Source organism: Streptococcus sp. 263_SSPC, assembly GCF_001071995.1.
Classification (GTDB): domain Bacteria; phylum Bacillota; class Bacilli; order Lactobacillales; family Aerococcaceae; genus Granulicatella.
The window spans coordinates 1-25,621 of record NZ_JVNU01000055.1 but is presented as its reverse complement, the minus strand read 5'-3'; the positions used below and the strand labels follow the sequence as shown (position 1 = coordinate 25,621).

Annotated in this window: 32 protein-coding genes; 26 read left to right on the top strand and 6 right to left on the bottom strand. The window is 38.5% G+C overall.

The window, feature by feature from the left end; all coding sequences use genetic code 11:
* Positions 1-26 precede the first annotated feature (26 nt).
* The 8 genes from ADH02_RS08220 to cbpB all read left to right on the top strand — a co-directional run bounded on the left by ADH02_RS08220 (position 27) and on the right by cbpB (position 7,813).
* Positions 27-2,384 carry an endonuclease MutS2 gene (locus ADH02_RS08220; RefSeq protein ID WP_048784065.1) on the top strand — a complete coding sequence of 786 codons (2,358 nt, stop codon included), beginning with the start codon at positions 27-29 and terminating at the stop codon, positions 2,382-2,384.
* Positions 2,385-2,460: 76 nt separating this feature from the next.
* Positions 2,461-2,772: a thioredoxin gene (gene trxA / locus ADH02_RS08215; RefSeq protein WP_048784063.1), complete on the top strand. Its 312-nt coding sequence runs from the start codon at positions 2,461-2,463 to the stop codon at positions 2,770-2,772.
* Between the two features lie 180 nt (positions 2,773-2,952).
* Positions 2,953-3,318, top strand: a complete 366-nt coding sequence (locus ADH02_RS08210) for a GntR family transcriptional regulator (protein ID WP_048713660.1) — start codon at positions 2,953-2,955, stop codon at positions 3,316-3,318.
* A complete protein-coding gene (locus ADH02_RS08205; RefSeq protein WP_048784061.1) occupies positions 3,318-4,169 on the top strand; it encodes an ATP-binding cassette domain-containing protein in 852 nt (283 codons plus the stop codon). The genes ADH02_RS08210 and ADH02_RS08205 overlap by 1 nt, the downstream gene beginning before the upstream one ends.
* Position 4,170: 1 nt before the next feature.
* Complete coding sequence (locus ADH02_RS08200) at positions 4,171-4,896, top strand: hypothetical protein (protein WP_048784060.1); 726 nt, start codon at positions 4,171-4,173, stop codon at positions 4,894-4,896.
* Positions 4,897-5,353: 457 nt separating this feature from the next.
* Positions 5,354-6,796, top strand: a complete 1,443-nt coding sequence (gene racE, locus ADH02_RS08195; protein ID WP_048784058.1) for a glutamate racemase — start codon at positions 5,354-5,356, stop codon at positions 6,794-6,796.
* Between the two features lie 2 nt (positions 6,797-6,798).
* Entirely contained in the window at positions 6,799-7,347 is a 549-nt protein-coding gene (locus ADH02_RS08190; protein WP_048784056.1) for a YfcE family phosphodiesterase, read from the top strand.
* Positions 7,337-7,813, top strand: a complete 477-nt coding sequence (gene cbpB / locus ADH02_RS08185; protein ID WP_048784054.1) for a cyclic-di-AMP-binding protein CbpB — start codon at positions 7,337-7,339, stop codon at positions 7,811-7,813. The genes ADH02_RS08190 and cbpB overlap by 11 nt, the downstream gene beginning before the upstream one ends.
* A 317-nt stretch (positions 7,814-8,130) precedes the next feature.
* Here the strand turns inward: cbpB and ADH02_RS08175 are convergent, their stop codons facing one another.
* On the bottom strand, positions 8,131-9,000 hold the full coding sequence (locus ADH02_RS08175) for a mechanosensitive ion channel family protein (protein ID WP_048784050.1): 870 nt from the start codon (positions 8,998-9,000) through the stop codon (positions 8,131-8,133).
* Between the two features lie 147 nt (positions 9,001-9,147).
* Here ADH02_RS08175 and ADH02_RS08170 point away from each other — a divergent pair, with 147 nt between their 5' ends.
* Both ADH02_RS08170 and ADH02_RS08165 read left to right on the top strand, forming a co-directional pair.
* The gene (locus tag ADH02_RS08170) at positions 9,148-9,552 is read left to right on the top strand and encodes a DUF948 domain-containing protein (protein ID WP_048710581.1); all 405 of its coding nucleotides are present in this window, start codon (positions 9,148-9,150) and stop codon (positions 9,550-9,552) included.
* 18 nt (positions 9,553-9,570) lie between these two features.
* Positions 9,571-10,023, top strand: coding sequence for a YtxH domain-containing protein (locus tag ADH02_RS08165; protein ID WP_048784047.1), 453 nt, complete (start codon positions 9,571-9,573; stop codon positions 10,021-10,023).
* Positions 10,024-10,077: 54 nt separating this feature from the next.
* Here the strand turns inward: ADH02_RS08165 and ADH02_RS08160 are convergent, their stop codons facing one another.
* Positions 10,078-11,181 (bottom strand): aminopeptidase P family protein, encoded by a 1,104-nt coding sequence (locus ADH02_RS08160; protein ID WP_048784046.1) that lies wholly within the window; start codon positions 11,179-11,181, stop codon positions 10,078-10,080.
* Between the two features lie 155 nt (positions 11,182-11,336).
* On the opposite strand from ADH02_RS08160, the gene ccpA reads away from it, so the two are divergent.
* Complete coding sequence (gene ccpA / locus ADH02_RS08155; RefSeq protein WP_048784044.1) at positions 11,337-12,338, top strand: catabolite control protein A; 1,002 nt, start codon at positions 11,337-11,339, stop codon at positions 12,336-12,338.
* A 112-nt stretch (positions 12,339-12,450) separates the two neighbouring features.
* On the opposite strand, the gene ADH02_RS08150 is transcribed toward ccpA, so the two are convergent.
* Entirely contained in the window at positions 12,451-14,973 is a 2,523-nt protein-coding gene (locus ADH02_RS08150; RefSeq protein ID WP_048784041.1) for a transglycosylase domain-containing protein, read from the bottom strand.
* Positions 14,974-15,173: 200 nt separating this feature from the next.
* Here ADH02_RS08150 and rpsP point away from each other — a divergent pair, with 200 nt between their 5' ends.
* From rpsP to rplS, 8 genes are all read left to right on the top strand, one after another.
* On the top strand, positions 15,174-15,446 hold the full coding sequence (gene rpsP / locus ADH02_RS08145; protein WP_048711556.1) for a 30S ribosomal protein S16: 273 nt from the start codon (positions 15,174-15,176) through the stop codon (positions 15,444-15,446).
* Between the two features lie 39 nt (positions 15,447-15,485).
* Positions 15,486-15,731, top strand: coding sequence for a KH domain-containing protein (locus tag ADH02_RS08140; RefSeq protein WP_048784039.1), 246 nt, complete (start codon positions 15,486-15,488; stop codon positions 15,729-15,731).
* Between the two features lie 523 nt (positions 15,732-16,254).
* Entirely contained in the window at positions 16,255-17,547 is a 1,293-nt protein-coding gene (locus tag ADH02_RS08135) for a DUF1576 domain-containing protein (protein WP_048784037.1), read from the top strand.
* On the top strand, positions 17,547-17,888 hold the full coding sequence (locus ADH02_RS08130) for a hypothetical protein (protein ID WP_048712340.1): 342 nt from the start codon (positions 17,547-17,549) through the stop codon (positions 17,886-17,888). The genes ADH02_RS08135 and ADH02_RS08130 overlap by 1 nt, the downstream gene beginning before the upstream one ends.
* A 12-nt stretch (positions 17,889-17,900) precedes the next feature.
* Entirely contained in the window at positions 17,901-18,416 is a 516-nt protein-coding gene (gene rimM / locus ADH02_RS08125) for a ribosome maturation factor RimM (RefSeq protein WP_005606733.1), read from the top strand.
* Position 18,417: 1 nt separating this feature from the next.
* The gene (gene trmD / locus ADH02_RS08120; protein WP_048784035.1) at positions 18,418-19,158 is read left to right on the top strand and encodes a tRNA (guanosine(37)-N1)-methyltransferase TrmD; all 741 of its coding nucleotides are present in this window, start codon (positions 18,418-18,420) and stop codon (positions 19,156-19,158) included.
* Positions 19,159-19,506: an ArsR/SmtB family transcription factor gene (locus ADH02_RS08115; protein ID WP_053091414.1), complete on the top strand. Its 348-nt coding sequence runs from the start codon at positions 19,159-19,161 to the stop codon at positions 19,504-19,506.
* A 167-nt stretch (positions 19,507-19,673) separates the two neighbouring features.
* The gene (gene rplS, locus ADH02_RS08110) at positions 19,674-20,021 is read left to right on the top strand and encodes a 50S ribosomal protein L19 (RefSeq protein WP_048784034.1); all 348 of its coding nucleotides are present in this window, start codon (positions 19,674-19,676) and stop codon (positions 20,019-20,021) included.
* A 112-nt stretch (positions 20,022-20,133) separates the two neighbouring features.
* Here rplS and ADH02_RS08105 read toward each other — a convergent pair whose 3' ends face one another.
* Both ADH02_RS08105 and ADH02_RS08100 read right to left on the bottom strand, forming a co-directional pair.
* Positions 20,134-21,264, bottom strand: a complete 1,131-nt coding sequence (locus tag ADH02_RS08105) for a tyrosine-type recombinase/integrase (RefSeq protein WP_048784033.1) — start codon at positions 21,262-21,264, stop codon at positions 20,134-20,136.
* 10 nt (positions 21,265-21,274) lie between these two features.
* The gene (locus ADH02_RS08100; protein ID WP_048784031.1) at positions 21,275-21,988 is read right to left on the bottom strand and encodes a helix-turn-helix domain-containing protein; all 714 of its coding nucleotides are present in this window, start codon (positions 21,986-21,988) and stop codon (positions 21,275-21,277) included.
* 537 nt (positions 21,989-22,525) lie between these two features.
* On the opposite strand from ADH02_RS08100, the gene ADH02_RS08095 reads away from it, so the two are divergent.
* A complete protein-coding gene (locus ADH02_RS08095; RefSeq protein WP_053087885.1) occupies positions 22,526-22,726 on the top strand; it encodes a helix-turn-helix transcriptional regulator in 201 nt (66 codons plus the stop codon).
* A gap of 35 nt (positions 22,727-22,761) precedes the next feature.
* Positions 22,762-22,989, top strand: a complete 228-nt coding sequence (locus ADH02_RS08090) for a hypothetical protein (RefSeq protein WP_048784030.1) — start codon at positions 22,762-22,764, stop codon at positions 22,987-22,989.
* Here the strand turns inward: ADH02_RS08090 and ADH02_RS08085 are convergent.
* Positions 22,979-23,443 (bottom strand): hypothetical protein, encoded by a 465-nt coding sequence (locus ADH02_RS08085; RefSeq protein ID WP_048784029.1) that lies wholly within the window; start codon positions 23,441-23,443, stop codon positions 22,979-22,981. The genes ADH02_RS08090 and ADH02_RS08085 overlap by 11 nt on opposite strands.
* 81 nt (positions 23,444-23,524) lie before the next feature.
* Between ADH02_RS08085 and ADH02_RS09610 the strand changes: the two genes are divergently transcribed.
* The 5 genes from ADH02_RS09610 (at position 23,525) to ADH02_RS08065 (ending at position 25,135) form a co-directional block, all read left to right on the top strand.
* Positions 23,525-23,668 carry a hypothetical protein gene (locus tag ADH02_RS09610; protein ID WP_192831713.1) on the top strand — a complete coding sequence of 48 codons (144 nt, stop codon included), beginning with the start codon at positions 23,525-23,527 and terminating at the stop codon, positions 23,666-23,668.
* 37 nt (positions 23,669-23,705) lie between these two features.
* A complete protein-coding gene (locus ADH02_RS08080) occupies positions 23,706-23,888 on the top strand; it encodes a helix-turn-helix domain-containing protein (RefSeq protein WP_048784028.1) in 183 nt (60 codons plus the stop codon).
* A 478-nt stretch (positions 23,889-24,366) separates the two neighbouring features.
* The gene (locus ADH02_RS08075) at positions 24,367-24,666 is read left to right on the top strand and encodes a hypothetical protein (protein ID WP_048784027.1); all 300 of its coding nucleotides are present in this window, start codon (positions 24,367-24,369) and stop codon (positions 24,664-24,666) included.
* Entirely contained in the window at positions 24,663-24,902 is a 240-nt protein-coding gene (locus ADH02_RS08070; protein ID WP_048784026.1) for a hypothetical protein, read from the top strand. Before ADH02_RS08075 ends, ADH02_RS08070 begins: the two co-directional genes overlap by 4 nt.
* Before the next feature lie 29 nt (positions 24,903-24,931).
* The gene (locus ADH02_RS08065) at positions 24,932-25,135 is read left to right on the top strand and encodes a hypothetical protein (RefSeq protein ID WP_048784025.1); all 204 of its coding nucleotides are present in this window, start codon (positions 24,932-24,934) and stop codon (positions 25,133-25,135) included.
* The last annotated feature ends 486 nt before the right edge of the window (positions 25,136-25,621 follow it).

Below are 25,621 nucleotides of genomic sequence, written 5' to 3'. Positions count from 1 at the left end.
ACGTTTTTTAAGAAAGAAGGACTGTTATGAATTCGAAAATCGAAAAGGTTTTAGAATTTTCAAAAATTAGAACACAACTGGCCGAATATGCGACTTCCGAAAAAGGGAAGCAAATGATTAAGGAACTTCCGATTGAAGTCGATGCAAAGGCCATTCAACATAAAATCGAAGAAACAACAGATGGAGTGGAGTTACTCCGTCTAAAACAAGGGATTCCAATTCCACGATTGAAAGATATTGGTTTTGCCCTAAAACGTCTAGAGCTAGAAGCAGGGCTGAATGGACGCGAATTAAGTGATATCCTGCGTGTGTTGACAACCACACATGAGGTTGAGCGTTTCTTTGAAAAAGTCGAAGAAGAGGAAATCGCACTAAAACGTGTGCCTCGTCTGGTCGAAAAGCTTGAAAGTATTCCAGAGGTGACAAGCGAACTAGAAGCCTCTATTCGTGAAGACGGATATGTTTTAGATAGCGCGTCTCCAACTTTACACGGAGTTCGTGTGGGGATTCAAAAGACGGAACAAGATATTCGTCGTCAAATGGATCAATACCTCACAGGAAAGAATGCGCAATATTTAAGCGATACGATTATCACGATTCGTAATGACCGTTATGTACTTCCTGTAAAAGCAGAGTATAAGTCTGTCTTTGGCGGAACGGTCCACGACCAAAGTTCGACAGGGCAAACGCTCTTTATGGAGCCGCAAGCGGTCGTGAATTTAAACAACAAGTTGCGTGAGTATCAAATCCAAGAGAAGCGTGAAGTCGAACGTATCCTTTGGGAGTTGTCTCAAAAACTGATGCCATACACGAATTCATTGCATCAAAACCATTATGTATTGGCACGTCTGGATGTAGTGAATGCAAAAGCGCTGTACGCTCATGAATTGAGAGCAACAGAGCCGATTATCGACGTTAATAATTACGTAGCTCTTTGGCAAGCGTGGCATCCACTTTTAGAGCGTGAGAAGGCTGTGGCAAACGATATTATTCTTGGAGAAGAATACCAAGCCATCGTGATTACAGGGCCGAATACGGGTGGGAAAACCATCCTCTTGAAGACGGTCGGTGTGATTCAATTGATGGCACAGATGGGGCTGTATATTCCTGCGGGTGAAAATAGTCGTGTGGGAGTCTTTACAGAGATTTTTGCGGATATCGGAGATGAACAATCGATTGAGCAAAACCTTTCGACGTTCTCGTCCCATATGTCGAATATCGTGTCTATTTTGAAACAAATTAACGATAAGAGTTTGATTTTAATCGACGAAATCGGTTCGGGGACTGACCCACAAGAAGGCTCATCTCTTGCGATTGCGATTCTTGATTATATTGCAAGTAAGCAAAGTTATGTGATTGCTTCAACTCACTATCCAGAGTTGAAAGCATACGGCTATGACCGTCCTAAAACGATTAATGCAAGTATGGAATTTGATGGGGATACCCTTCAACCAACGTACCAACTCTTACTTGGTGTACCAGGGCGTAGTAATGCCTTTGATATTTCAAAACGTCTGGGCTTACCAAGTATCATTATCGACCAAGCACGTGGACTTCTATCCGAAGAAGACCAAGACTTGAATGCGATGATTAGTGACTTGGAACAAAAACGTCGCCGAGCGCAGCGTGATGCCGATAAGATGCGTCATCAGTTAGAATTGAGTACGCAATTACTTGAGGACTTACAACGCGAGACAGAACAATTCCAAGCGAATAAAGCACGTCTCTTAGAAGAGGCGAAAGAACGTGCAAATACGTTAATTGAGCAGAGTCAAGATGATGCGGATAAGATTTTATCTGAAATTCGTGAGCTTCAATTAAGAAGTAAGCAAAGTACCGTTAAAGAGCATGAAATGATTGAGAAGAAAACGGCGTTGAAAGACTTGAAGCATGAGCAAGCCTTGAAGAAAAACAAGGTGCTTCGCAAAGAAAAAGCGAAGAAGGCGCTGCAAGTTGGACAAAGTGTCGAAGTTCTGTCATTTGGCCAACGCGGTACGCTTGTTGAGAAGGTGAATGACAAGGAATGGGTGGTTCAAATGGGAATCATCAAGATGAAGATTGCCGTTGAGGATCTTTCTCCAATCGCTGAAGCGCAAGAAGCCAAGCAACAAGTCATCGTGAAGAGTGCGCGTGCTAGTCACGTCTCTTCTGAATTAGACCTTCGCGGAAAACGATACGAAGAAGCGATGAAGGATCTAGAGTTATATCTCGATGCTGCGATTCTAGCGAACTATCCACGCGTGACGATTATTCATGGACGTGGAACAGGGGCCATCCAACAAGGAGTTCATAAGGTGCTACGTAGCCACCGTTCTGTCGCAAGTTTTGAATTTGCACCGATGAATACGGGTGGAAATGGAGCGACCATCGTAACCTTTAAGTAAACCGTGAGCAGAATAGTTGGTCGCAAGTGGGGGGCTTGCTATACTAGGTTTGTAGAAAAAGGAAAGGATGATTCGAATGGTAAAATCATTAACAGATAAAAACTTTGTAGAAGAAACTAAAAATGGAGTAGTCTTAGTAGACTTCTGGGCAACTTGGTGTGGTCCATGTCGTATGCAAGGTCCAGTTATTGACCAATTAGACGAAGAAATGGGAGATAAAGTGACTTTTACAAAAGTTGACGTTGACGAAAACCCAGAAACAGCTCGTGCATTTGGCATTATGAGTATCCCAACATTGCTTATCAAAAAAGATGGCGAAGTCGTTGATAAAGTAGTTGGCTACCATGCTAAAGAACAATTAGAAGAAATTTTAGAAAAATATTTATAAAATCTAAAGTCTCCGAACGCTTGATATATCAAGGTTTTTCCTTGGTATGTCAGGCGTTTTTTTATTTTGTTTAAAAATTTTTTCGAAAAGGTGTTGACAAATTTTTGTTTTAGTCTTATAGTTAGTTACACAAGCAACTAACCGATTAACACAAAGTGATCATGAACAAGGAGGTGCGTTATGAAATTTGATTTTCAAAGTGATATCCCGTTATTTCAACAAGTAGCGAATCAACTGGAAGAAGAAATCTTCCATGAAGTCTACAAAGAAGGAGATCAAGTACCGTCGACAACTGAGATTTCCACAGGATATCAAATCAATCCAGCAACGGTATTGAAAGGAATGAACTTACTCGTGAGCGAACAAATACTGGAAAAACGAAGAGGTCTTGGAACGTTTGTAGCAGAAGGGGCCAGAAAAATTATCTTAAGCAAGAAGCAAAATGAATTTGCCAATCAAATGGTGCCAAACTTCTTAAAAGAAGCACAAGCGCTCGGTATTACGAAAGACGAATTAGTAAAAATCATCGAAGGAGGTTTCCAATAATGAGTATCGAAGTCAAAGATTTAAAGAAGAAGTTTTTAAAAAAAGAAGCGGTAAAAGGAGCGACATTCACGATTGAACCTGAAAGTATTATCGGGTTGCTCGGACGAAATGGTGCCGGAAAGAGTACAGTGCTCAATATGATTGCACGCCGCATTGAAAAGACAAGCGGAGATATCACTCTTGACGGGGTGGAACTTCATAAGACAGCAAACGCGATGCATGAAGTGTACTTATCAAGTTCTGATAACTGGTTCCCGCAAGAATCTAAATTTAAAGATCTCCTTGCTATCTATAAAGTGACTTATCCAGAATTTGATATGGAATTTGCCCAAGACCTTATCAAAGTGTTCGATGTGAACGTAAAACAAAAATACTCAAAAGCCTCAACAGGATATAAAAGTATCATGAAGATTATCTTGGCGCTGGCAAACCCTAGCGAATACATCTTCTTAGATGAACCAGTGCTTGGGCTTGATGCGAACCACCGCCATATTTTCAATAAGAAATTGCTTGAAGCGTATGCCCGTCGTCCTCGTACATTTGTCATCGCAACGCATTTAATCGAAGAAGTGGCTTCAATTTTAGAAAAAGTGATTGTTATTAAAGACGGATTGGTCACAGAAGAAGTGTTGGTCGAAGATGTTCTTCGTAAAGGATACGTCGTTAGTGGGGCATCCCCATTAGTACAAGAATATGTTGCCGATAAGAAAGTACTTGAAACAGAACAAATCGGAAACTTTACAAGAAGCGTGGTGATTGGTGCTATTGGAGAAGCACAACCTGGATTAGAGTTTTCTCCATTAACATTACAAGATTACTTTATCTCAATCACTCGAAAGGAGAATGAATAAGATGAACCGTTTATTATCAGTTGTCAGCATGGGATTAGCTAGAAGATGGAAAACAATTTTAATGTTCTTAGGAGCTTGGTGGATTATTACAAGTTTCTTAATGAAGATTTTTGCAAATGGGGACCTTAGCACATTCGGTACTTATTTCCCAATTTACTTCGATAATGAAGTTGCAATTATCCTATTACTCATCGGGATTGGATATATCGTTGAACAATTCCGCCTGGAAAGTCAATTAGGATTAACAAGAAAAGAACAAATCGAAAGCTTATTCATTCAAACGCTTGTCGATTCAGGAATCATCACACTCATTTACGCTTTATTAATTCCATTAAGAAATGGAGTTTCACTTGGCACAGTAACCATTCAATCGATTTTAGGGGACCTATTTGACCCAGAAAATATCGTGATTAGCATCGCAGTCTTTTTCGTGAAGGTTGTTCTGATTCACCTAATCGCAAATGTTATTGGGATTGTTCTTAATAAAGTTAATCAAAAGACAGGCATTTTCGTATTATCAGGAGTGTTCATGCTTTCTGCATTAATTGGTGGAAGTGCTTTTAGACGAGTTAGTGATGGCCAAATGCCTGAATTTGTAAAAGCTCTTCTAGAATTCATCAACCTTATTACAACACATAAAGTAGAATCTATCTCTATCGCATTAGTGATTCTAGTGGTGCTTCAAATTCTCGTGACAAGAAAACACCAAAGCATCGCTCCAGAATAAAATCTATCCTAGAACTCCTGTACTCAGGAGTTCTTTTTGTTTAGGGCGGAGGTTTCTCTCCTTTCTTTTTAGTCACCTGGTCGTATTTAAAAAGTTATGAGCACCAGTGTTTGAATGAAAAGGCTGGAGGAGTCAAACGGAGGGCCTATCGGATTCTATAGTGTGAGTAATAGCGAGCGTAACTGATGCGAATTAGCAGTAGTTAGGAATTGATTCCTTACTACTGCTTTGAGGCTCAGTAGGTGAGAGACCATGGCTCGAACCGATACAGCTATTACAAACACTATGAAGATATCCGATAAAGGCACGCAGTGTAGACCCTCCAAAGCCTTTTCATTCAAATACCGAAGGTGGAGTCCCGTTGATTAACTTTTTCATAAACCAAACCACTTTTGAATCAGCGTTACGCGAACTATGGTATACTATAGAAGACTAAAGAAAGAAAGGTTGAGAAACCATGAAAAGACCAATCGGGTTTATCGATTCGGGCGTTGGCGGTCTTACTGTCCTCAAAGAAGCCCTCAAACAATTACCAAACGAATCCATGATTTTCCTCGGCGATTCAGCACGTTGCCCATACGGCACACGACCAGTTGAAGAAATCCGCCAATACACATTAGAAATGGTGCAATTTTTACTAGAAAAAAATATTAAAATGCTTGTGATTGCGTGTAATACCGCGACTGCAGTGGTTCTAGAAGAATTACAAAACACATTAACGATTCCAGTCGTTGGAGTGATTCAGCCAGGTAGCCTTGCAGCCATCAAGCAAACGAAGAATGACCGCATCGGTGTTCTTGGAACAAACGCGACGATTGCTAGTAAAGTGTATCCAAAGACCATGCATGACAAGAATAAAGATATTGAAGTGTTCGATATTGCTTGTCCGAAATTTGTACTGATTGTTGAAAGAAATCAATCAGATACGAAGGAAGCAGAAGAAGTCGTTCGTGAAACCTTACGTCCATTAGAAGGAACCAAGGTCGATACAGTCATTTTAGGCTGCACGCATTACCCATTGCTTCGTCAAACGATTCAAAAAGTGGTCGGAGCAAACGTGACATTGATTGACTCAGGGGCAGAAACAGTCTCTAGTGTGAGCGCGTTATTAGATTATTGCAAATTAAGCGAAACGCCTGAATCGAATCCTGAACCAACGCTTGAAATTTATACAACTGGAGAAGCAAGCCTCTTTGAAGAAATTGCTGAAAACTGGTTGAATCGAACAGGTCTGAAGGTGAAGAAAGTGACACTTAAAGAAGAAGTGAAACCCGTTGAATTGAAAAAAGAAATCGTGATTGCGACGAATAATGTTGGTAAAGCCAAAGAGTTTGCGGAGATTTTCGAACCAAAGGGATATTCTGTAAAGACCCTTCGAGATTTTCCAGAATTAGAAGAAGTCGAAGAGACAGGAACAACCTTCGAAGAAAATGCACGTTTGAAAGCTGAAACGATTGCTAACGAACTTCAAACAATCGTATTAGCGGATGACTCTGGTCTCTGCGTGGACGCGTTAGACGGTCAACCAGGAGTGTATTCAGCACGATTTGCCGGCGAACCAAAGAGCGATGCTGCGAATAACGCCAAGCTCTTATCAGAACTTGGCGGACTCGTTGGAGAAGAGCGCTCGGCTCACTTCACTTGTTGCTTAGTGCTGGCTGCACCAAATAGTGAATCACTTGTGGTTCAAGCAGAATGCCCAGGTCAAATTGCGACACTTCCATCAGGAGATAGCGGATTTGGATACGATCCATTATTTGTTGTTCCTGAGTATGGTAAGACATTTGCAGAACTAGGAATGGATATTAAAAATAAAATTAGCCACCGTGCGAAAGCCATCGAATTGCTTGTTAGCCAGTGGGAAAAATGGACTCATGAGTTAAATCAAACGGAGGAATAATTATGAAAATTGTCGTTGTCAGTGATAACCATGGACAAGAATTAACATTAAAGAGAATCTTCGACCACTATGCAGGAAGTGATGTGACATTCGTGCATACAGGAGATTCAGAATTTCCTTATAAAGACGAACGCCTATCGCATTGTATTCGTGTAACAGGAAACTGCGATTATGATCCAGAATATCCACGTTCTGAAGTGTTTACGCTAGAGGGCATTAATTTCTTTGTAGCGCATGGTCACTTCGAATATGTGAACACAGGACGTGAGTATTTAGCCAATGCTGCTAAAGAAATGGGGGCACGTGTCGCATTTTACGGCCATACGCATAAACTAAATGCGGAGAATGTTAACGGGGTGCTTTGCATCAACTCTGGGTCAACGAATTATCCTCGTGGTAGCTATGAGGGGACACCGTCGTATGCTGTGCTAGATATTCTTTCTAAAGACAAATTACGTTTAACATATTACACAACGAAACACGAAGTATTGGATGGCCTCGTTTTAGACTATACGTGGTCTGATGAGGGAGGGTATACGCTTGATTCATAAACGAATCCAGGAGTTGTTACTTGAAGACCGTGATAAACTCTTTATCGATGCGGAAAAAGTAGCCATTCTTCAAGAGGATCATACATTGGAACACGCGATGCTTGTGTTGACGAATGTGCGTTATTCACTCATTCCTGTATTGAATAAGGAAAATAAAATTGTAGGTCTTGTTTCACTGGCGATGATTTTACATAAAATCACTGGTGTGGAACAAATTCATATGAACCAATTAGGAAAATACAAAGTGCGTGACGTGATGCGTACGGAGTTTCCGATTATTCATCAGGATACGCAAGTGGAAGATGTGTTAAATGAGCTTGTGGATGAGAGTTTTATTTGCATTGGGAATGATGAGGATGAGTTTGTGGGGATTGTGACGAGGAAGGAGCTTTTAAAGCGCATCAACTTCATGGTACATGAACTCACCCGCGAATATGATTTTGTGGAAAAAGAAAATAGTAAATAAAACTATAATCGCTACAGCGATTCCTTTTTAGGAATTCTAGATAATAGCTATAATGGGGCACCAGCTCGAGTCTTTCGTCTCTCGCTTTAAAAGCCTCAAAAAGGGCGTATGGAATAAATTCCTTACGCCCTTTAATTCGCATTTTATGCAAGTTCCCATTATTGCTATTATAGAATTCCTCGGAATCGCTGTAGCTTTTTCTATAATAAGGGAGTTTATGTACCATTCCGTAAGAACGAGAGGAGAGGGAATAGGGTGTGGTGCATCCTATGGAGTGGATTATAAGGAAACAAAAAAGAAGGCGTGGGCCTTCTTTTTTAGTTGGTTGAATATGGGATGACTGGTGATGAGAGGTCGATGCCTTGTTTTAGCAGTGCTTCTTGATAAAGTGTTAAATAGCGCTGGTAGGTAGCATGTTGCAAGCCGTTTTTTGTCATTAGAGCGATGGTGAATACAAATTGACCATTTGGTTTGGTTTGTGGTCCAACGATTTTTGGCGGAGCGGTTAGAGCTTCGTCGGTTCGTGTATATTGGTTATTAATTTCTTCAATGACTGAGTATACAGATTTTAAATCCACGTTGCTATTTAAAGGTAATTCGATTAAAGCACGCATATTTCCACGAGATTGGTTACTTACAACAGTGATATTGCGGTTTGGAATGTAATGAAGAGTTCCGTCATAACCGCGAACTTGTGTAGTACGGACACCCACGCTCGCGATGGTTCCAGAGATGTTGTTAATAAGAACGGCATCTCCAACTTCGAATTGGCGTTCAAGTAGGATGAAAAGACCGTTGATGACATCTGATAGGAAACCTTGCGCACCAAGACCAAGGGCAACCCCAGCGATTCCAGCTCCAGCAAGTAAGCTAGAAATTGGAACACCGATAATCGAGAGAATCCAGTAAATCAAGATGAAGTATAGGAAATAATCGAGCATATTTTCTAAGAGCTTCACGATTGTCTTTTGTCTGTTTTCGTTTTGACGAACGACTTTTACAGAGGAAAGAATGGTTTTCTTAAATAGAAAATGTAGAAACTTCTTTCCAAAGTAGAATAGTAGGAATAATAAAATTAATGATAATAACTTCGTAAAAATATTTGATAAAATGGATTCCCAATCAAAGGAATTCCAGTAATTCGTAAAGAAATTTGTGATGGAATCTATCCATAAGACATTGTGCATAATTGTCACCCTTTATTAGTAATAAAATAAGTGTAACATATGTAAAAAATGATTGAAAGCATAGGCAATTTAAGAAATAATATGATGGTATTTTTCATGAGAAAGTGTTATCATTAACTCATACTTAAAGATTGGAGGAATGGCTCAATGACAGGTGTTGAGATTGCTGCATTAATTGCTGCATGTGCTTTATTAGCATTAGTGGTTTTTGTAATTGTCAAAGTATCACCGATTTTATCAAGATTAAATAAAACCGTTGATAACGTGAATCATTCATTAGAAGTCATTACAAAAGATGTGGATAGTCTTTCAATTGAAGTTGAAGGATTATTAAATAAAGCAAATGTACTTGTAGATGACGTGAACGGCAAACTTAGAGTGACAAATCCGTTGTTTATAGCGGCAGGCGATTTAGGTGTGACGATTTCTGATGTAAATACATCATCTCGTAATCTAGCAACAAAAGCAGTGAAGCTTTCAAAAACAAGCCGTGCAGTTGCGGCATTTAATTTTGGAAGAACGATTCTTTCAAAGAAGAAAAAAGTAAAATAACGAAACGGAGTGTTGAACATGAGTAAATCAGGCGGATTTTTATTAGGAGCATTTATCGGAGCATCTGCAGCAGCAGTAACAGCTTTATTATTTGCACCAAAATCAGGTAAAGAATTACGTGAAGACTTAGCAAGAGAAGCAGATCGCTACAAAGAACAATTATCAGAATACGGTGAAATCGCACGTGCAAAAGGTGTTGAATTCGCTGAAGTAGCTAAAACTTCAACACAAGATATTCGTGTAAACTTACAAGAACAAGCTGGACACTTAAAAGAACAAGTTTCTAAACAAGCAGCTAACTTAAAAGACCAAGTTGCAGTTCAAACTGAAAACTTAAAAGGTCAATTCAACGAAACAGTTGAAAAAGTAAAAGGAAACTTTGCTAAAAACAAAGAAGAATCAGCAGAAGTGGTTGCTGAATTAGCTGAAGACGTTAAAGAAAAAGCTGAAGAAGTTAAAGAAGAAGCTTAATCTGAATGTTAAACAATGAAAGCCTGGGGAATTCCCCAGGCTTTTTCTTTTGGATTAGAAGTCGTATTTAACGGCTGTGAAGAGTTTTGCGCCGTCTTTTGTAACGGCTAGGCAGTCTTCGATACGTACGCCGTAGTCTCCTGAAATATACACACCAGGTTCTACAGAGAAGCACATGCCTTCAACGAGTTCCATATCATTTCCTTCCATAATTGAAGGAAATTCATGAACGCTTTGTCCGATTCCGTGTCCAAGGCGGTGGATGAAGTATTCACCGTATCCAGCTTCTGTGATAATATCGCGAGCAATCTTATCAATTTCGCTTGCTTTCATGCCAGGTTTCACTGCTGCAATAGCTGTATCGTGCGCTTTTTGTACGATATCGTAGATTTCTTGATGGCGTGGATCTTTCGCGCTGTCATTTCCGAAGAAGACCGTACGAGTAATGTCACTTGCGTAACCATCAACCATCGTTCCTAGGTCAAAGAGGACCCATTCATTTTCTTTGAGGGTACGGTCTCCAGGTTCCCCGTGAGGATCTGCGGCGTGGTCGCCAAAGAGCACCATTGTGTCAAAACTCATTTGAGAGACACCAAGTTTTTTCATTTCGAATTCGATAATGGCAACGACTTCGCGTTCGCTAATGCCAACCTTCAAGGCATTCTTTCCGATTTCAATCGCTTTATCGGCAAAGGTTCCTGAGTAGACAAGTTTATCAATGGCTTCAGAATCTTTCACAAGACGCAGTTGTTGAACCACTGGCGTTAAGTCCACTGTGAATCGAATGTCAGGGAAGTGTTTTTTTAATTGCTCAGCAGCAAAGAGTGAGAAGTCCACTTTTTCCACAGCAAAATTCGTTTGTGTAGGGAAGTTCTCCTTAATCGCATCTGATAAGAGTTTCCAGCCATCTTCATGGTCTTGGTAACTCTTCACGATAAAGTCAGGTTCAGCCTTTTGCGCCACTTGATTTTCCAATGCTGGGACGAAGAGTAGCGGAGTCGCTCCTGGTGTATATACAAGTGCCACGATTCGTTCATGTGGCTCCGTTGAAAATTTTGTCAAAAGACGAATGGTCTCTGGATTTTGGATAAAAACAATCGGATTTTGTTTTTCTTTCATTTCAGTTTCCAATTGTAAAAAAGTAGGGTTTAGTTTCATAATTTCATCTCCTTGAATCTATTATAGCATATTATTACATCAATAATGTAAATAGTTTCAAAAATTATATGAAAATTGTTGTGAAACGCTTGCAAAAGATTTATGAAAGTGCTACCCTATGATTAGATGAAAAGATGCACAAAGGAGATTTGTAGATGGAAAAGCAAACAATTACGATTTATGACGTTGCTCGTGAAGCAAATGTATCCATGGCTACAGTATCACGTGTAGTAAACGGGAACCCAAACGTAAAACCAGCGACTCGTAAAAGAGTACTAGATGTTATCGATGAATTAGATTATCGTCCAAATGCCGTTGCTCGCGGACTTGCAAGTAAGAAAACTACGACTGTTGGAGTGATCATTCCAGATGTCACAAACCTTTACTTTGCGAGCTTAGCACGTGGGATTGATGACATTGCGACAATGTATAAATACAACATTATTCTAGCGAACTCAGACCAAAATAATCATAAAGAAATTCAAGTGTTAAACACATTATTGTCAAAACAAGTAGATGGTATTTTATATATGGGGAACCATCTAACACCTGAATTACGCACTGAAATTATCCGCTCTAAAACACCTATCGTTTTAGCAGGAACAATGGATGCGGAACATGAAATTGCGTCTGTAAATATCGACTTTAAAGAAGCAACTCAAGAAGCTGTTGAAACATTAATTGAAAACGGACATAAGAAAGTAGCGTTTGTAACAGCTGCGTTGAAGAATGTCGCTTCTGTAGATTTCCGTTTAGAAGGATATAAAGCTGCTTTAGATAAAGCAGGTATTAAATTTGATCCTAAATTAGTATACGAAGTGCCATTGACATATCACGCTGGTGAATCAGTAGCGGAACGTATTCATAAAGCAGGCGTTACAGCTGCAATCGTAACTGACGACGAAACTTCTGTAGGATTATTAAATGGATTAATCGACTTAGGAATTAAAGTTCCTGAGAAATTCGAAATCATCTCAAGCAATAACTCTAAATTAACGAAGATGACTCGTCCAATTCTTTCAACAATTGCACCACCTTTATATGACATCGGTGCCGTAGCAATGCGTCTATTGACGAAGATTATGAACAAAGAAGAGATTGTTGAATCTGAAATTACATTACCTTATAAAATTGAACTTCGACACACAACTAAATAAAGTTAAGCAAACAGCCTATCGAAATTTCGATAGGCTGTTTTACTTTCTTCCTATATTATATAGAAGCAATCAAAAAGGCTGGACAGATGTCCAGCCTTTCGTTTGTTTATCTTTAAGGTGCCTGCGTTGTTGCAGGTTCTTGAGTTGTTTGACTTTGAGTTGTTTGACTTTGAGGCGTTTGTTGTTGGTTGTTGTTACTTTGCTGAGTAGTAGTTGTCTTTTTATCATCAGGTTTTGCTGTTGATTTATTCCAAAATCCACTCAGTTCTTCGGGTGTTGCACCTACCATAAAGTCATATCTTGGATTCATAGGAGGAAAGTCCTTCTTGAACCAATCAGTCTTCATACCACCGCTAACAGAATAAGTAGAACCATTATTAGCTTTAAATGTACCTGATTTCGTACCAGTCGTTGAGACAACTGAATCTTGGTATACAGAATCAGGAACAGTGAATTTAGTTTCTTGACCAATTAATTCTGGATTTGCTTCGTACGCTGCTCTCATTAAGTTTGTCCATTGTCGTTGGCTTCTACCAGTAGGAGCGCCGTATCCATCCGAGTACGTAATAGCATATTGTGCATTGTAGAAGTTGTCGTAGCCAATCCATGATCCAAGAGTTACTGTTGGAGTATAAGCGATAAACCAGTTATCTTGTTCGTACTCAGAAGTACCTGTTTTACCAGCTAAATCAGTACTGAAGCCCATATTTCCTTTAATGTCATATAAAATCTTTGAAGCGGCAATATCAATCAACATATTAGTTACTAAATAAGACGTAGCGTCAGAGAAGATACGTTCAGATTTATCCTGATGTTGATATATAACGTTTCCTCTAGAATCTTCAATTTTTTCAATCATATATGAATCATGATGCTCACCTTGATTCGCAAGAGTAGTGAAAGCACTTGTCTGTTCTCTTACAGTAGGACCTGTTCTTGTACCACCAATTGAAAGGGCAATATTTTGATATTCATCTTTACCAATTCCTCTTATCCCCATTCGATTTAGATATTCACCAGGATTTAAACCTTTATTTAACATATATTGGTAAATCTTGACAACAGGATTATTTAAGGACAACAGTAATGCGTATCGAACAGTCACGAATGTATTCGATACTGTGTTTCCGTAGTTAGTTGGTTGCCAATAAGTACCATTTCCTTGTGCGATACTAACTTTTGTATCTGGAACAATACTTGCAGGATAAATTAAATTATTTTCGATTGCAGGAGCATAAACTAAAATAGGTTTAATCGTTGAACCTGGTGAGCGATGAGTAGAGAATGCATGGTCAACTTGGTTCTTTTCAAAGTCACGACCGGCAACAAAACTAATGATTCTACCAGTTTTGTTTTCAATCATAACTGCTCCGTTTTGTGGAGGTTCTTCTTGAGTTTTTGTCTCTCCCGTGTTTGAGTCGACATATTGAGTGTGGTATGTCGGTCCGATATCGTCACCATATTTAGCCATTGCCTCTTGCATCGCATCATAAACTTTTTTATCAATCGTTGAAGTGACTTTATAACCGCCTGTACTCAATTCTTTTTCAGCGTCATCGTAGTACTTGTTGAAAAGTTCTGAGTCGTTACTAATATCGTCATAAGTTAATTTGTTCTTCTCTGCCGCTTTTGTCATTAAGACTTTAACAGCTTCACGGTGAACAGCTTGATATAAGTATGATTGCCTATCAGAAGTAATCTCTTTTGGTGGAAGGAAATCCTTCGTAATATCGTATGCTAGAGCTTCTTCGTATTGTTCTTTAGTGATTTTATTTTCACGATACATACTGAAGAGAACGGTCTTCATACGTTCTACACCGGCAGATACGTCTTCTTTCATTGTTGCAAGATTAGTATAAGGAGTGTAAGCAATTGGGTTTTGAGGCATTCCTACAAGATACGCTGCTTGTGGCAAAGATAAATCTTTTGCAGAAACCCCGAAGACTCCTTGAGCGGCTTCTTCAATACCAGCAATATTTAATCCGTTATGATTACGTCCAAACGGAGAAACGTTTAAGTAAGCCTCTAAGATTTGATCTTTCGTAAAGTATTTTTCAAGACGTAGTGCATATAGAATTTCGTTAGCTTTACGTTTGAAAGTGACTTCGCTTGTTAAAATCTGTTGCTTAATTAATTGTTGTGTTAACGTAGATCCACCTGATGTACCTGAATCGGACGAAACAACTTCTTGCATTAAAGCACGGACTAGCGCTTTAGGGACGATTCCGTTGTGCTCATAGAATGAGCTGTCTTCTGTTGCAATGATTCCATCTTTTACATATTGCGAAATTTCTGATAAGGGTTTTACAATACGTAATTCATCAGAGTTCACATCAGAGATTTTTGTTCCATCATAGTAATAGAAACTTGAGATTAAGTTGAGGTTTCCGATGGCATCACTCATTTGTTCCTTAGTGAGAGGTTCTTCATTGGATGTCAAACTTGCAAAGTATCCAAGTCCAATCCCGCCTCCGAATACACCAATCAACATTAATGCTAGAATAGCGATTACGAAAATGTTTTTAAGGACTGAATAAGCAATATTAAAAATAAAACGCATATTTTTAAGAATCGGTTTGTTCCAAATAGAAAGTAGAGCCTCGCGCCAAGTTGGAGTTTGGTTCTGTTCTGACATAAGTTCAACTCTTTTCATTTATACATATTTTTATTTATTATATCAAAAAACGATGAAAAATACTATTTATTACTAGTGGGAGTAGGGTTTAGAGCAGTTTTTATAAAAAAAGTTATAGGTGTAAAGAGAAAATACTTTACAAGCATCCTCCTATCTGCTAAACTATGTAACTGTGAGATTAATACATGGAGGTGTAAATAATGGCAGTTAAAATTCGTTTAAAACGTATGGGTTCTAAGAAAAGTCCTTTCTACCGTGTAGTTGTAGCTGATTCACGTTCACCACGTGATGGTCGTTTCATCGAAACAATCGGAACTTACAACCCACTATTAAACCCAGCTGAAGTTTCAATCAATGAAGAATTAGCATTACAATGGTTAGCAAACGGTGCGCAACCTTCTGATACAGTTCGTAACTTGTTATCACAACAAGGTATCATGAAGAAATTCCACGAATCTAAGTTTTCTAAGTAATTTCTATAAAGTCGACAATTCGATGGAGAGGTGAAAAGAATGCCTGAGATTAGTGAATTAGTATTGTCAATGGTTAAACCATTAGTTGAATTCCCTGATGATGTTCGTATCGACATCTCTGAATCAGATGAATTCATGGAATATACTTTACGCGTGAATCCTCAAGATATCGGTCGTGTGATCGGTAAACAAGGTCGTGTGGCTCGCGCAATCCGTACGATTACTTATAGTGTTCGTACTCGCGGACCAAAACGTGTGCGTCTTAGTATTGAGAACCTAGATTAATAGGACGAAGCCTTGGAGAAATCCAAGGCTTTTTTTGTGCTATAAAAAAATTATAAAACGATGACTTCGAATCCTTACGGATTTCTTTATACTAGCTGTACTGGGGCACCGGATTGAGCCTAGAGTCTCAATCTCTTTCAAGATTCAAATGGACTCTAAAAAATGAATTTTTAAGAGTCCATAATTCACTTTGAATGCTATCTCCCAGTACTGCTAGTATAAAATCCGTAAGTTTCTCCGTCATCGTTTAGTCGTTATAAAAAAGTTTAGATTTCTGCAAAGCTTCACCAGGGGGAGAGGCAGAAGAGAGTGTGTGCTTAAAATTGTTAGTGCTACAGTATATGGATTTCTGCGTTGAGGTAGAAGGAAAGAAAAGGTGGGTGATACCGTATAAGGTATCACTCGATATACCGTATACGGTATAATGAGTGTTCTTTTATTGTTGTTATTACTCGGGTTTTTGATTGTTTTTCGTGAGTTTGGTATGATAAATGAGTAAAATTATAGTTGAAGGGAAGACCTTATGAAGAAAAAGCCGATATTAAAAAAACAAATGAATCGACAATATTATTATTTATTTGGCCTATCCGCTATTTTGATGCTACTTGCATTTTGTCTTGAATCACCACAGAGACTACTTGATGGGATGATTACGATTTTAATTTCGCCAAGTCAGTTGTTTACGGATTATATGCAAATTGCGTCTGTGGGAAGTACGCTGTTGAATGTGGCGATTATGCTTCTGATTAATATTTATAGTTACAAGAAATTAGAAATTCCTGTTAACGGAACGGTTATTGGGAGTTTGGGGATGCTTGCAGGATTCTCCTTCTTCGGGAAAAACCTTTTTAACAGTATTCCGTTTATGCTAGGCGTATGGATTTATGCGAAAGTCACAAAGCAAAACTATCGAAATTATGTGATTGTTGGATTGTTTGGGTCGGCATTAGGACCACTTGTTTCTTTCCTTGCATTCGGAGGAGCTTTGCCGAGTGGTTGGAGCATTCTTGTGGCGTATGCGCTTGGAATCTTTATTGGATTTATTTTGCCACAATTATCAACGCAGTATTTAGGGTTCCATCAAGGTTTCAGCTTGTATAACGTTGGGTTTACAGCTGGGATTGTTGGGATGGTCGTTCTAGGATTTCTAAATGCATTTGAAATCGAAGTAGAAACAAAGGCGCTTGCGAATACAGAAAGTCCACTCATTCTATATGGGATAGTGATTGCATTTTGTGTGATTTTACTTGTGACAAGTTTCTATCTTCATTTTAAAAAGAAAGAAAAATATCATTTTAAATTACTCTTGAAACTATCAGGACGTCTGCCAAGTGACTTCGTAGAGATGACAAACTTGGCTACAGTGACATTCAATATGAGTATTATGGGGCTCATCCTATTAGGTTATGTGCTGATTAATGGTGGGCAACTCAATGGTCCGATTGTCGGCAGTATTATCGGAGCGATGAGTTTTGGAGCCTTCGGGAATCAAGTGAAAAATACGGTTCCTGTGCTAGTAGGGATTATGATTGGCTGCTACTTAACAGGAGTTGATGCAGCCAGTACGAGTGCGCTTGTGGCTGCGATTTTCGGTACAACATTAGCGCCGGTGAGCGGATATTATGGACCGCTTGCTGGGGTGATTGCAGGGTTTGTACACATTACACTTGTGAGCCACGTGGTTGTAATGCATGGTGGATTAAACCTTTATAACAATGGATTTGCGGGAGGATTCGTTGCAGCAGTTCTCGTACCAATTTTTGAAATTTTTGAAGGAATTCGTCAAGATATAAACGAAAGAAAGGCTGAGGGATAATGGCAACAGAAAAGGATTTTGTGAAACGTATCGTGAAGGAAATGGTGGACTACTATTTATATCACGAATTGTATGATGTAACAGCGCATGTCGTGTATGTACCGCATGAAAAAGCAACGATTACGTGCACAGCGCCGTATACAAAATTACCGGAAGACTTAGATTTATTAGAAGCAGGATTATCTGTAGAAAAACACTTAGAATTAGATTCGATGTACAGTTCGTTGATGGGATCGCATAACCGTGATAAAAACTATTGCATCCTTGGTCAATGTATTGACGATTACGATATTGAAGTAACGGATGAGACGCTTAAGATTATTGTAGAACGACTCTTTTAAGGAGGAAATGGAATGACAACTTTTTATAAAGTAGGAAAAATCGTAAATACACAAGGGCTTCGTGGGGAAGTCCGTGTGATTTCAACGACAGACTTTGCTGAAGAACGTTATAAAAAAGGAACAGAATTAGCCATTTTTAAAGATGGAGAGTTCCTTACATTTGTGACGGTAGCAAGTCATCGTCGTCATAAAAACTTTGATTTGTTAACGTTCGAAGGAATGAACCGTATCGAAGATGTTGAAAAATACAAAGAATGTCTCCTTAAGGTAGCCGAGGAGCAGTTGACAGAACTCGAAGATGATGAGTTTTACTACCACGAAATTATCGGACTTGAAATCGTAACGGATGAAGGCGAAGTGCTTGGGAAAGTCACTGAAATTCTTTCACCAGGGTCAAATGATGTCTGGGTTGTAAAACAAAAAGGAAAGAAAGAACTCTTGATTCCATTTATTGAACCAGTCGTTTATAAAGTTGATAAAGAAGAAAAGAAAGCTTATATCCATTTATTGGAAGGGTTGATCGATTAAGATGAAAATTGATGTATTAACATTATTCCCTGAAATGGTGCAAGGGCCGATGACGCAATCGATTATCGGGAAGGCCATCGAAGCAGGAAAAATCGAATTTGAGACAACGGATTTCCGCCAGTTTTCAAACAATAAACATAATCATGTCGACGATTATCCATTCGGTGGTGGAGCTGGGATGCTTCTAAAAGTAGAGCCAATCGATTTGGCTCTTGCGTCGATTCGTGAGCGGTCTCCTGAAACGACACCACGTGTGATTTTAATGGATCCGGCTGGAAAGACATTTACGCAAAAGGATGCCGAAGAATTATCGAAAGAAGAACATTTGGTATTTATTTGTGGCCATTATGAAGGTTATGACGAACGCATTCGTACGCTTGTGACGGATGAATACTCGATTGGAGACTTCGTGTTAACAGGTGGGGAATTAGCCGCAACGGTTATGATTGATGCAACGGTGCGACTTTTGCCAGATGTATTAGGAAATGATGCGTCTGCCGTTGGGGATTCGCATTCGACAGGATTACTGGAACACCCACAATATACACGTCCAAGAGAATATAAAGGGATGGAAGTTCCAGAAGTTCTCTTTAGCGGCAATCATGCAAAAATTGCGGAGTGGCAGATGAAAGAATCACTTCGTAAGACGTATTTAAGAAGACCGGATTTACTAGAAAAGTATGAACTCTCAAAAGAGGAAGCAAAGTTACTACAAGAAGTAAAAGAGGAAGAGGGATGCTAGATGACGGAACATCTAAATGCAGAAGAAATTAAAGCATTTCAAGCACTTTTGTCTAAGGACGAAGGGCGTAGTGAAATGGTACAACTCTTTAAATTGCTTGGGGATGCAACAAGACTGAATATTATTACGCTATTGACACAGCGCGAACCACTATGTGTAGAAGACTTAATGAACTGTACTGGAATGGAGCAGTCTGCGATTTCCCATCAGTTGAAAAAACTGCGTGCACATCACATCGTGAAGGCTGAAAAAGTTGGAAAACACGTTTGGTATTCGCTGGAAGATCATCATGTATTAGACCTCTATAACTTAGCAAGCGAGCACTGTTGTGAAGAGCATTCTTCGTAGTATTTCTATTGAGAAAAATCGTCAAAAAAATTGATAATCTTGCTTGCATTTGATAGGCAAGTATGATAGTATATTTCGAGTGAGTGAGACTTCACTCAGAGATAACGATATTCCGCTGATTGGACAAGCGGCCAAGTCATGAATGTTTGTTGGAAGGAGAAAAAAACATGAGCAAATTAATCGAAGAATTAACTCAAGAACAATTACGTTCAGATATCCCTTCATTCCGTCCTGGTGACACTGTACGTGTTCACGCTAAGGTTGTTGAAGGAACTCGCGAACGTATCCAAATCTTCGAAGGCGTTGTTATCAAACGTCGTGGTGCTGGCATCAGCGAAACTTACACAGTACGTAAAGTTTCTAACGGTGTTGGTGTGGAACGTACATTCCCATTACACACTCCACGTGTAGCACAAATCGAAGTAGTTCGTTACGGTAAAGTTCGTCGTGCTAAATTATACTACCTACGTAACTTACGTGGTAAGGCAGCACGTATCCAAGAACGTAGACGATAAGAAACACACGAAAAGCCTTAATATATCAAGGCTTTTTCTTTTTGTCTATTTTTCTGTTGTTTGATATTTTTGGGGGAAAATTGTTTTTGGGGGCAATTTGGGGGCAAGCTTTTCACATATTTTGGATTGCGTTATATACTTCATCTTTCATCTTCTTCGTGATATGCAAGTATATAGATTCAGTCACTTGACTGTTCTCATGTCCAACTCGAGCTTGAATGGAATAGAGTGGCAATCCCATCTCAGCAAGCTTCGAGATGTGTGTATGTCTGAATATGTGAGTGGATATATTCTTGTCGATGCCCATGCGTTCTCTGTGTGTCCTTAAAAACGTATTTACAGCTGTGATTGATATCGGGGTGTGTTTGGATGTGGTGAAGATGAAACCTTGCTTGTTGCCCTCTATTTCTTCAATTTGAGCAAGAATCTCGATGCATCTATTTGGGAGTGAGACCGAACGGATCGATGCGGTCGTTTTTGGAGAAGTGCTCGCATAAACATCCTTGATTTTCAATTGGTGGTATTCTAGCGTTGAAGATACGTGTGCGACTGGTGGCTCTGATTTTAAGTCAATCTTGTCCCATGTAAGGGCAAGAGCTTCACCAGCTCGCATCCCTGTCATGTACATCCATTCGAATAGCATCGCATATCTCAGATTGATTTTTCGAGTATATTCAATCAAACAATTGTATTCGTCATCCTCCAAGAACTTGTTTGGATTCTTCTTAGATTCTGTTCTAGTTTTATATTCGATGATGCATCCTTCAATTGGATTCGTCTCAATGTATCCATTTTTGACAGCGTATTGGAACAACTTATTCAATCGTGACTTATAAGCCGATGTTGTTTGATTCGCTAGATTCTTTTGATAGAGAAGAAAATCAAAGAATCGATTCAAGTCTTGAGTTGTGATTGTAGCGATAATTCTCTCGGGACCAATAAATTCTTCAAATTCCTCGTATTGTGTCTCTACGGACAAAAACGTGGTTCGCTTCACGTTCTTCTTATATATTTTCTTGTATTCCTCTATGACAGAATGAATCGTTCGACTATCTGTCACCACATTACCAAGCTCTTTTCGAATGGCATTCGCAAGCATCTCTTGAGCTCTCTTCCTAGTCTCACGAGTCTTGTTGTTGAACGTAACGGATTTTCTACGCCATCTATTGAATCGTGGGTCATAGAACTTCTCACAAAAGCGATAACTGATGCCATCCTTCCCATGTCGTTCCTCTATATACATAATAAACCTCCTATAAAAGAACCTTTCCAATCACTGATACTTTCTCAGCATCCACAATCAAATCCTCATACTTTGGATTCTCAGACTTGAGAATAACATTCTTCCCATCACGATAGAGATACTTGCAAGTAACTCCATCATCTTCAACTCTCACAATAGCAACTTCGCCATCTTCAACAGTCGGTTGATATCTTAGATATACTTCAGAGCCTTTCTTGATGAGCGGTTCCATTGAATCACCTGTGATTCGAACCAATTCATTCGCACCATTTGGAACGATTGAAGAGGGGAGTACTCCCATTTCTGCATCTACATCATCCACATGAATCATAGATCCTGCAGCAGATTGACGACCACGAACGAGGTAAACCACTTTTTCTTCTTGGATTCCATTTTGTTCATCTAATTGATGCGAAGCGAATTCGTAGACGCGTTCTTGTCGTGGGGATGTGAGTTGGGTGTAGATAGTCATGATGGAATCATTTCGAGCGAGAGACACATTACCTTCAACACCTTCTAAAAGTTCTTCTAAGGTCATATTAAACGCGTTGGCAAGATTTTGAACTGTTTCTAATGAAGGAACAATCGGCTTTTTAGTAGAAGGATTTAAGCCCCTTTCAAGCATTGAAATATATCCTTTAGTTAAATTAGATAAATCTGCTAACTGTTGCATTGTCATATTTCTATTAATTCTTAGTTGCTTAATACGCTCTTCTAATCTCATATAAAACACCTCTTTCTTAAATAGATTGTATAATAAACTAAACAAATTTACAAAATATTTTGTTTAATTTGCTTGACAAAACATGTTTAATGTATTAAACTATATATGTAAGGTTGATTAAGACCTTAACTAAGCAGAAAGGAGAGCATGATGAAGGAAGTCAGCGAACTTCTAACAGCACTAGGAACATTCCTAGTAGGAGTTGCAAGCTTGATAAAAGTTTGCAAACAAAAAGAACAGCCTAACAATTCTCGAAAAGCACGCAAGCATAAGAGAAATTAAAAGCTGTTCAGCTGTTCTAGCTCGAGGAGCTTAGCTCCTCACTGCTAGTATATCATGAATGAGGATATTATGCTACATGGTATAAGTGCATTCTTATTTTGCCTACTAGTATTCCTATGGATTAGTAGAGACAAGAAAAGATAGAATTTATTTAAGCAGTTGAAAGACTGCTTAATATAAAAATATTTTGTTTAATACACTTGACACGATTAGTTTAATGTATTAAACTTAGAACGAACTGAGAGGAGGGATTAAATGAGTGTTAGTTACAATATAAAACAAAGACGAGAAGAGTTGAATATGTCTCAAGAAGAGCTGTCCTTAAAATCTGGAGTTAGCAGAAGTATAATTTCAGAGTTAGAATCAGGAAAGCGTGTTGAGAACACAACCATCGAAACGATTGTAAAAATTTCTCGTGCATTGGATACTCCAATCCAGAAAATTTTTTTGAAATAAAGTTTAATACATTAAACAGAAAGAGAGGAATCAAAATGGATAAAGAATTAAATAAAGTACTTTCTAAACTTGAAGGAGGATACCTTCACAGACTAAACCAAGAATTAGAAATACCAGAAGATATAAAGAAAGAATTAGAAGAAATTTCTTCTAGAATTATTGCCATTTTTGAAGAAAAAAGCATGTCATACGCTAGTGCATACAACATGCTAGACCTAGTACACAAAGTACTAGAAGAAAAATCTACACGAGTTAAATTATAGCAACTAACTCAAAAACATCCGTATCTTTTACAGCAAGTACGGAAAGTTTTAAGCCAGTTTCTAAAAATAACACATCGTGGATTTGAGAAGGAACACTATCAATGTTCACTACTTTTTCTTTTTGAATTAACTCATCTAACAAATACGATTTCACTGGATTGTGAGAATCGGAAAGAAATGAAAAAGATTTAAATTCATCGGAGAATGTATTCTTTAATGAATTAGCATCTGATTCGAATAGAGATTCCATCGTAACACAATCTCGTTCCAGAATTGGTCCTTCTGGATAACCGTAATCTGTATAAGATTCAAAACAAGAGAAAGTAATTAATTGTCCGTTTAATGAATATACGAGTTTGTAATCAGAAAAATCTAGATTGTTTTTGTTTTTATTTCGTTTGAAAAACTCAACTCTAATTTCATTAGCACGGACGTTACTTAAATTTAGACCCATATAAAACACCTCCCTTCAGACACATTATAAGTCTGAAAATAGATGGTAACAATATGAAAATTAGAGAAAGGAGGAAAGAAAATGAGTATCGAAACATTATCAGATATTACAAAAATCGTTGTAGAAACAGACGAAAAAGACCCTAAAACCATTGCAGTCATCACGGCAGATGATATTGACAGTGCAGAAGGTTTTAGAGTCAGAATTACCCCTAAATACGATTAGTGTTGAGTTTGAAAACAACACGAAAGGAGGAAGCGGAATGTTAAAAAAACTTCGCCAAGAACGTGGTTTAACTCACGAACAATTGGCGAAAAAATTAGGGATCAGTAAATCGTATTACGTGAAAATCGAAAATGATTTTATGAATCCTAGTTACAAAGTGTTGAAGAAGTTAAAAGATTTCTACGGAGAGGATATTAATTTGAATGAACTTTTTAAATAAAAAAACGCGTCTTATCCGTTATATAAGACACGCTACGGAAATTGTTCTGCTCAAGTTAATAACGGTAACCAACAACACTTCGCCAGTATCGCCCCTGGCACTGTAGTTGAAATAGATTTTGATTCTCGATTTTAGAGACTAGCTTTTCCGCCATTTTCTCAACGGCAGCTAATTTATTGTTCTGTTTGGTCGTATAGCTAAGACGACCGAAAAAGCTAACTCCCCCTATTGAACCCTGCTAGCCAGGTGCGGTAGGCAAAAGGTAAACCTACAAATGAATCCAAACTCTACTGAGACACAGTACCTTTCAAAAATTCTGACAATAATATTTTCATCATCATCATCCTTTCTGCCTACTAGGATTTCAAAAGAGGTAGGCAAGGATATTATAACACTTGTTTCATAAATAAGGAATGTTTTTTAAGAAAAAGAAGACGATACGAATGCCAACGCTAAAAAAACGAAAGGAGTTTAAACCATGGAACAATCAACGCTTGATTATTACGAACCGATATTCTTCGAAGTCGTAAAAAGAAACCCAGAAAAATTTGTTGGATTAATAAAACCGTTTATTGACTCAAGAAATAATCAAAGGTGGATAACGACTGAAGAGTTATGTGAAGCGATTGGAACAAGTTCCAGTTCGTGGCACAAAAGCGAGATTAGAAACCATCCTGTGGTGGTTGCAGCAAGAAGAACAGATACACGCCCATACAAATATCAAGCGAGCATGATTGATGAAATACAAAAGATATGGGACGGAAGGAGAAAACGATGAGAACGGAACGAAGAAGAAAAACGAGGGTACAATTCATCCCATTCATGAGATGGATGCTAGGATGGTACATTTTAGCTTTTGGAATCATTATCGCAATGATGAGCATTGTGCTCTTGGTAGGAAAGGCGGTTGAACAACACGAATCAAAAGTGAATCTAATTAGAAGTGGGCAATATGTAGAACCTGATTTTCAGGATTCGTGGAACAAAAAAAGCCAGCGCGGTAACGCTGACTAACTAATAATATCTAAGGAGATTATAACACAATGTGCAATAAGTTTGAAACTTTACATGCAAATTACCTTGACCCTCCAGAGCCAAAAGTGTGGGGATATGACTGGAAAGGTGAAGAAATATACGTAGGTGATGCCTACTACGAGATTGAAGGGGATTACGTTGGTGAAGATGATATCGACGAATTTTTGAAAGAAGCGTATTTAACCACTTCACTCAAGATTGCGGGTGAGTAGATGGAAGATGTGTATTTAAACGATGACCTACTGGATTCAAAACTGCAAAACGTTTTATACGCTAACAAAGTCATCGGACAAATCAGAATGAAAAATGATTCATACGAGGTATATCTATACGAACCTCAAATAAGAAAAACAAGGGTTAAAACCTACGAGGAGGTTGAAGAGATATTAAAAAGCGTATCGAAATCATTAAAAGAACAGAGTCAAAAGTAATTTTAGATATTGATGCGGACTTTGTAAATCCGCTAATTTTTGAACAATACATGGATTATGGAAAAACAGTGGAGGATGCAGCGATGGCGATAGTACAAAATATCCCCAACGTGAAATCATTCCACATCGAACCACAAGGAACACAGAAAGGAATGTTTTATAAATGAATTTATATGAATTAAGTTTAGCGTTTCAAGACGTACAGAATATGGATTTAGATCCTGAAGTAATGAAAGACACGTTAGATAGTATCGAAGATGCCATCGA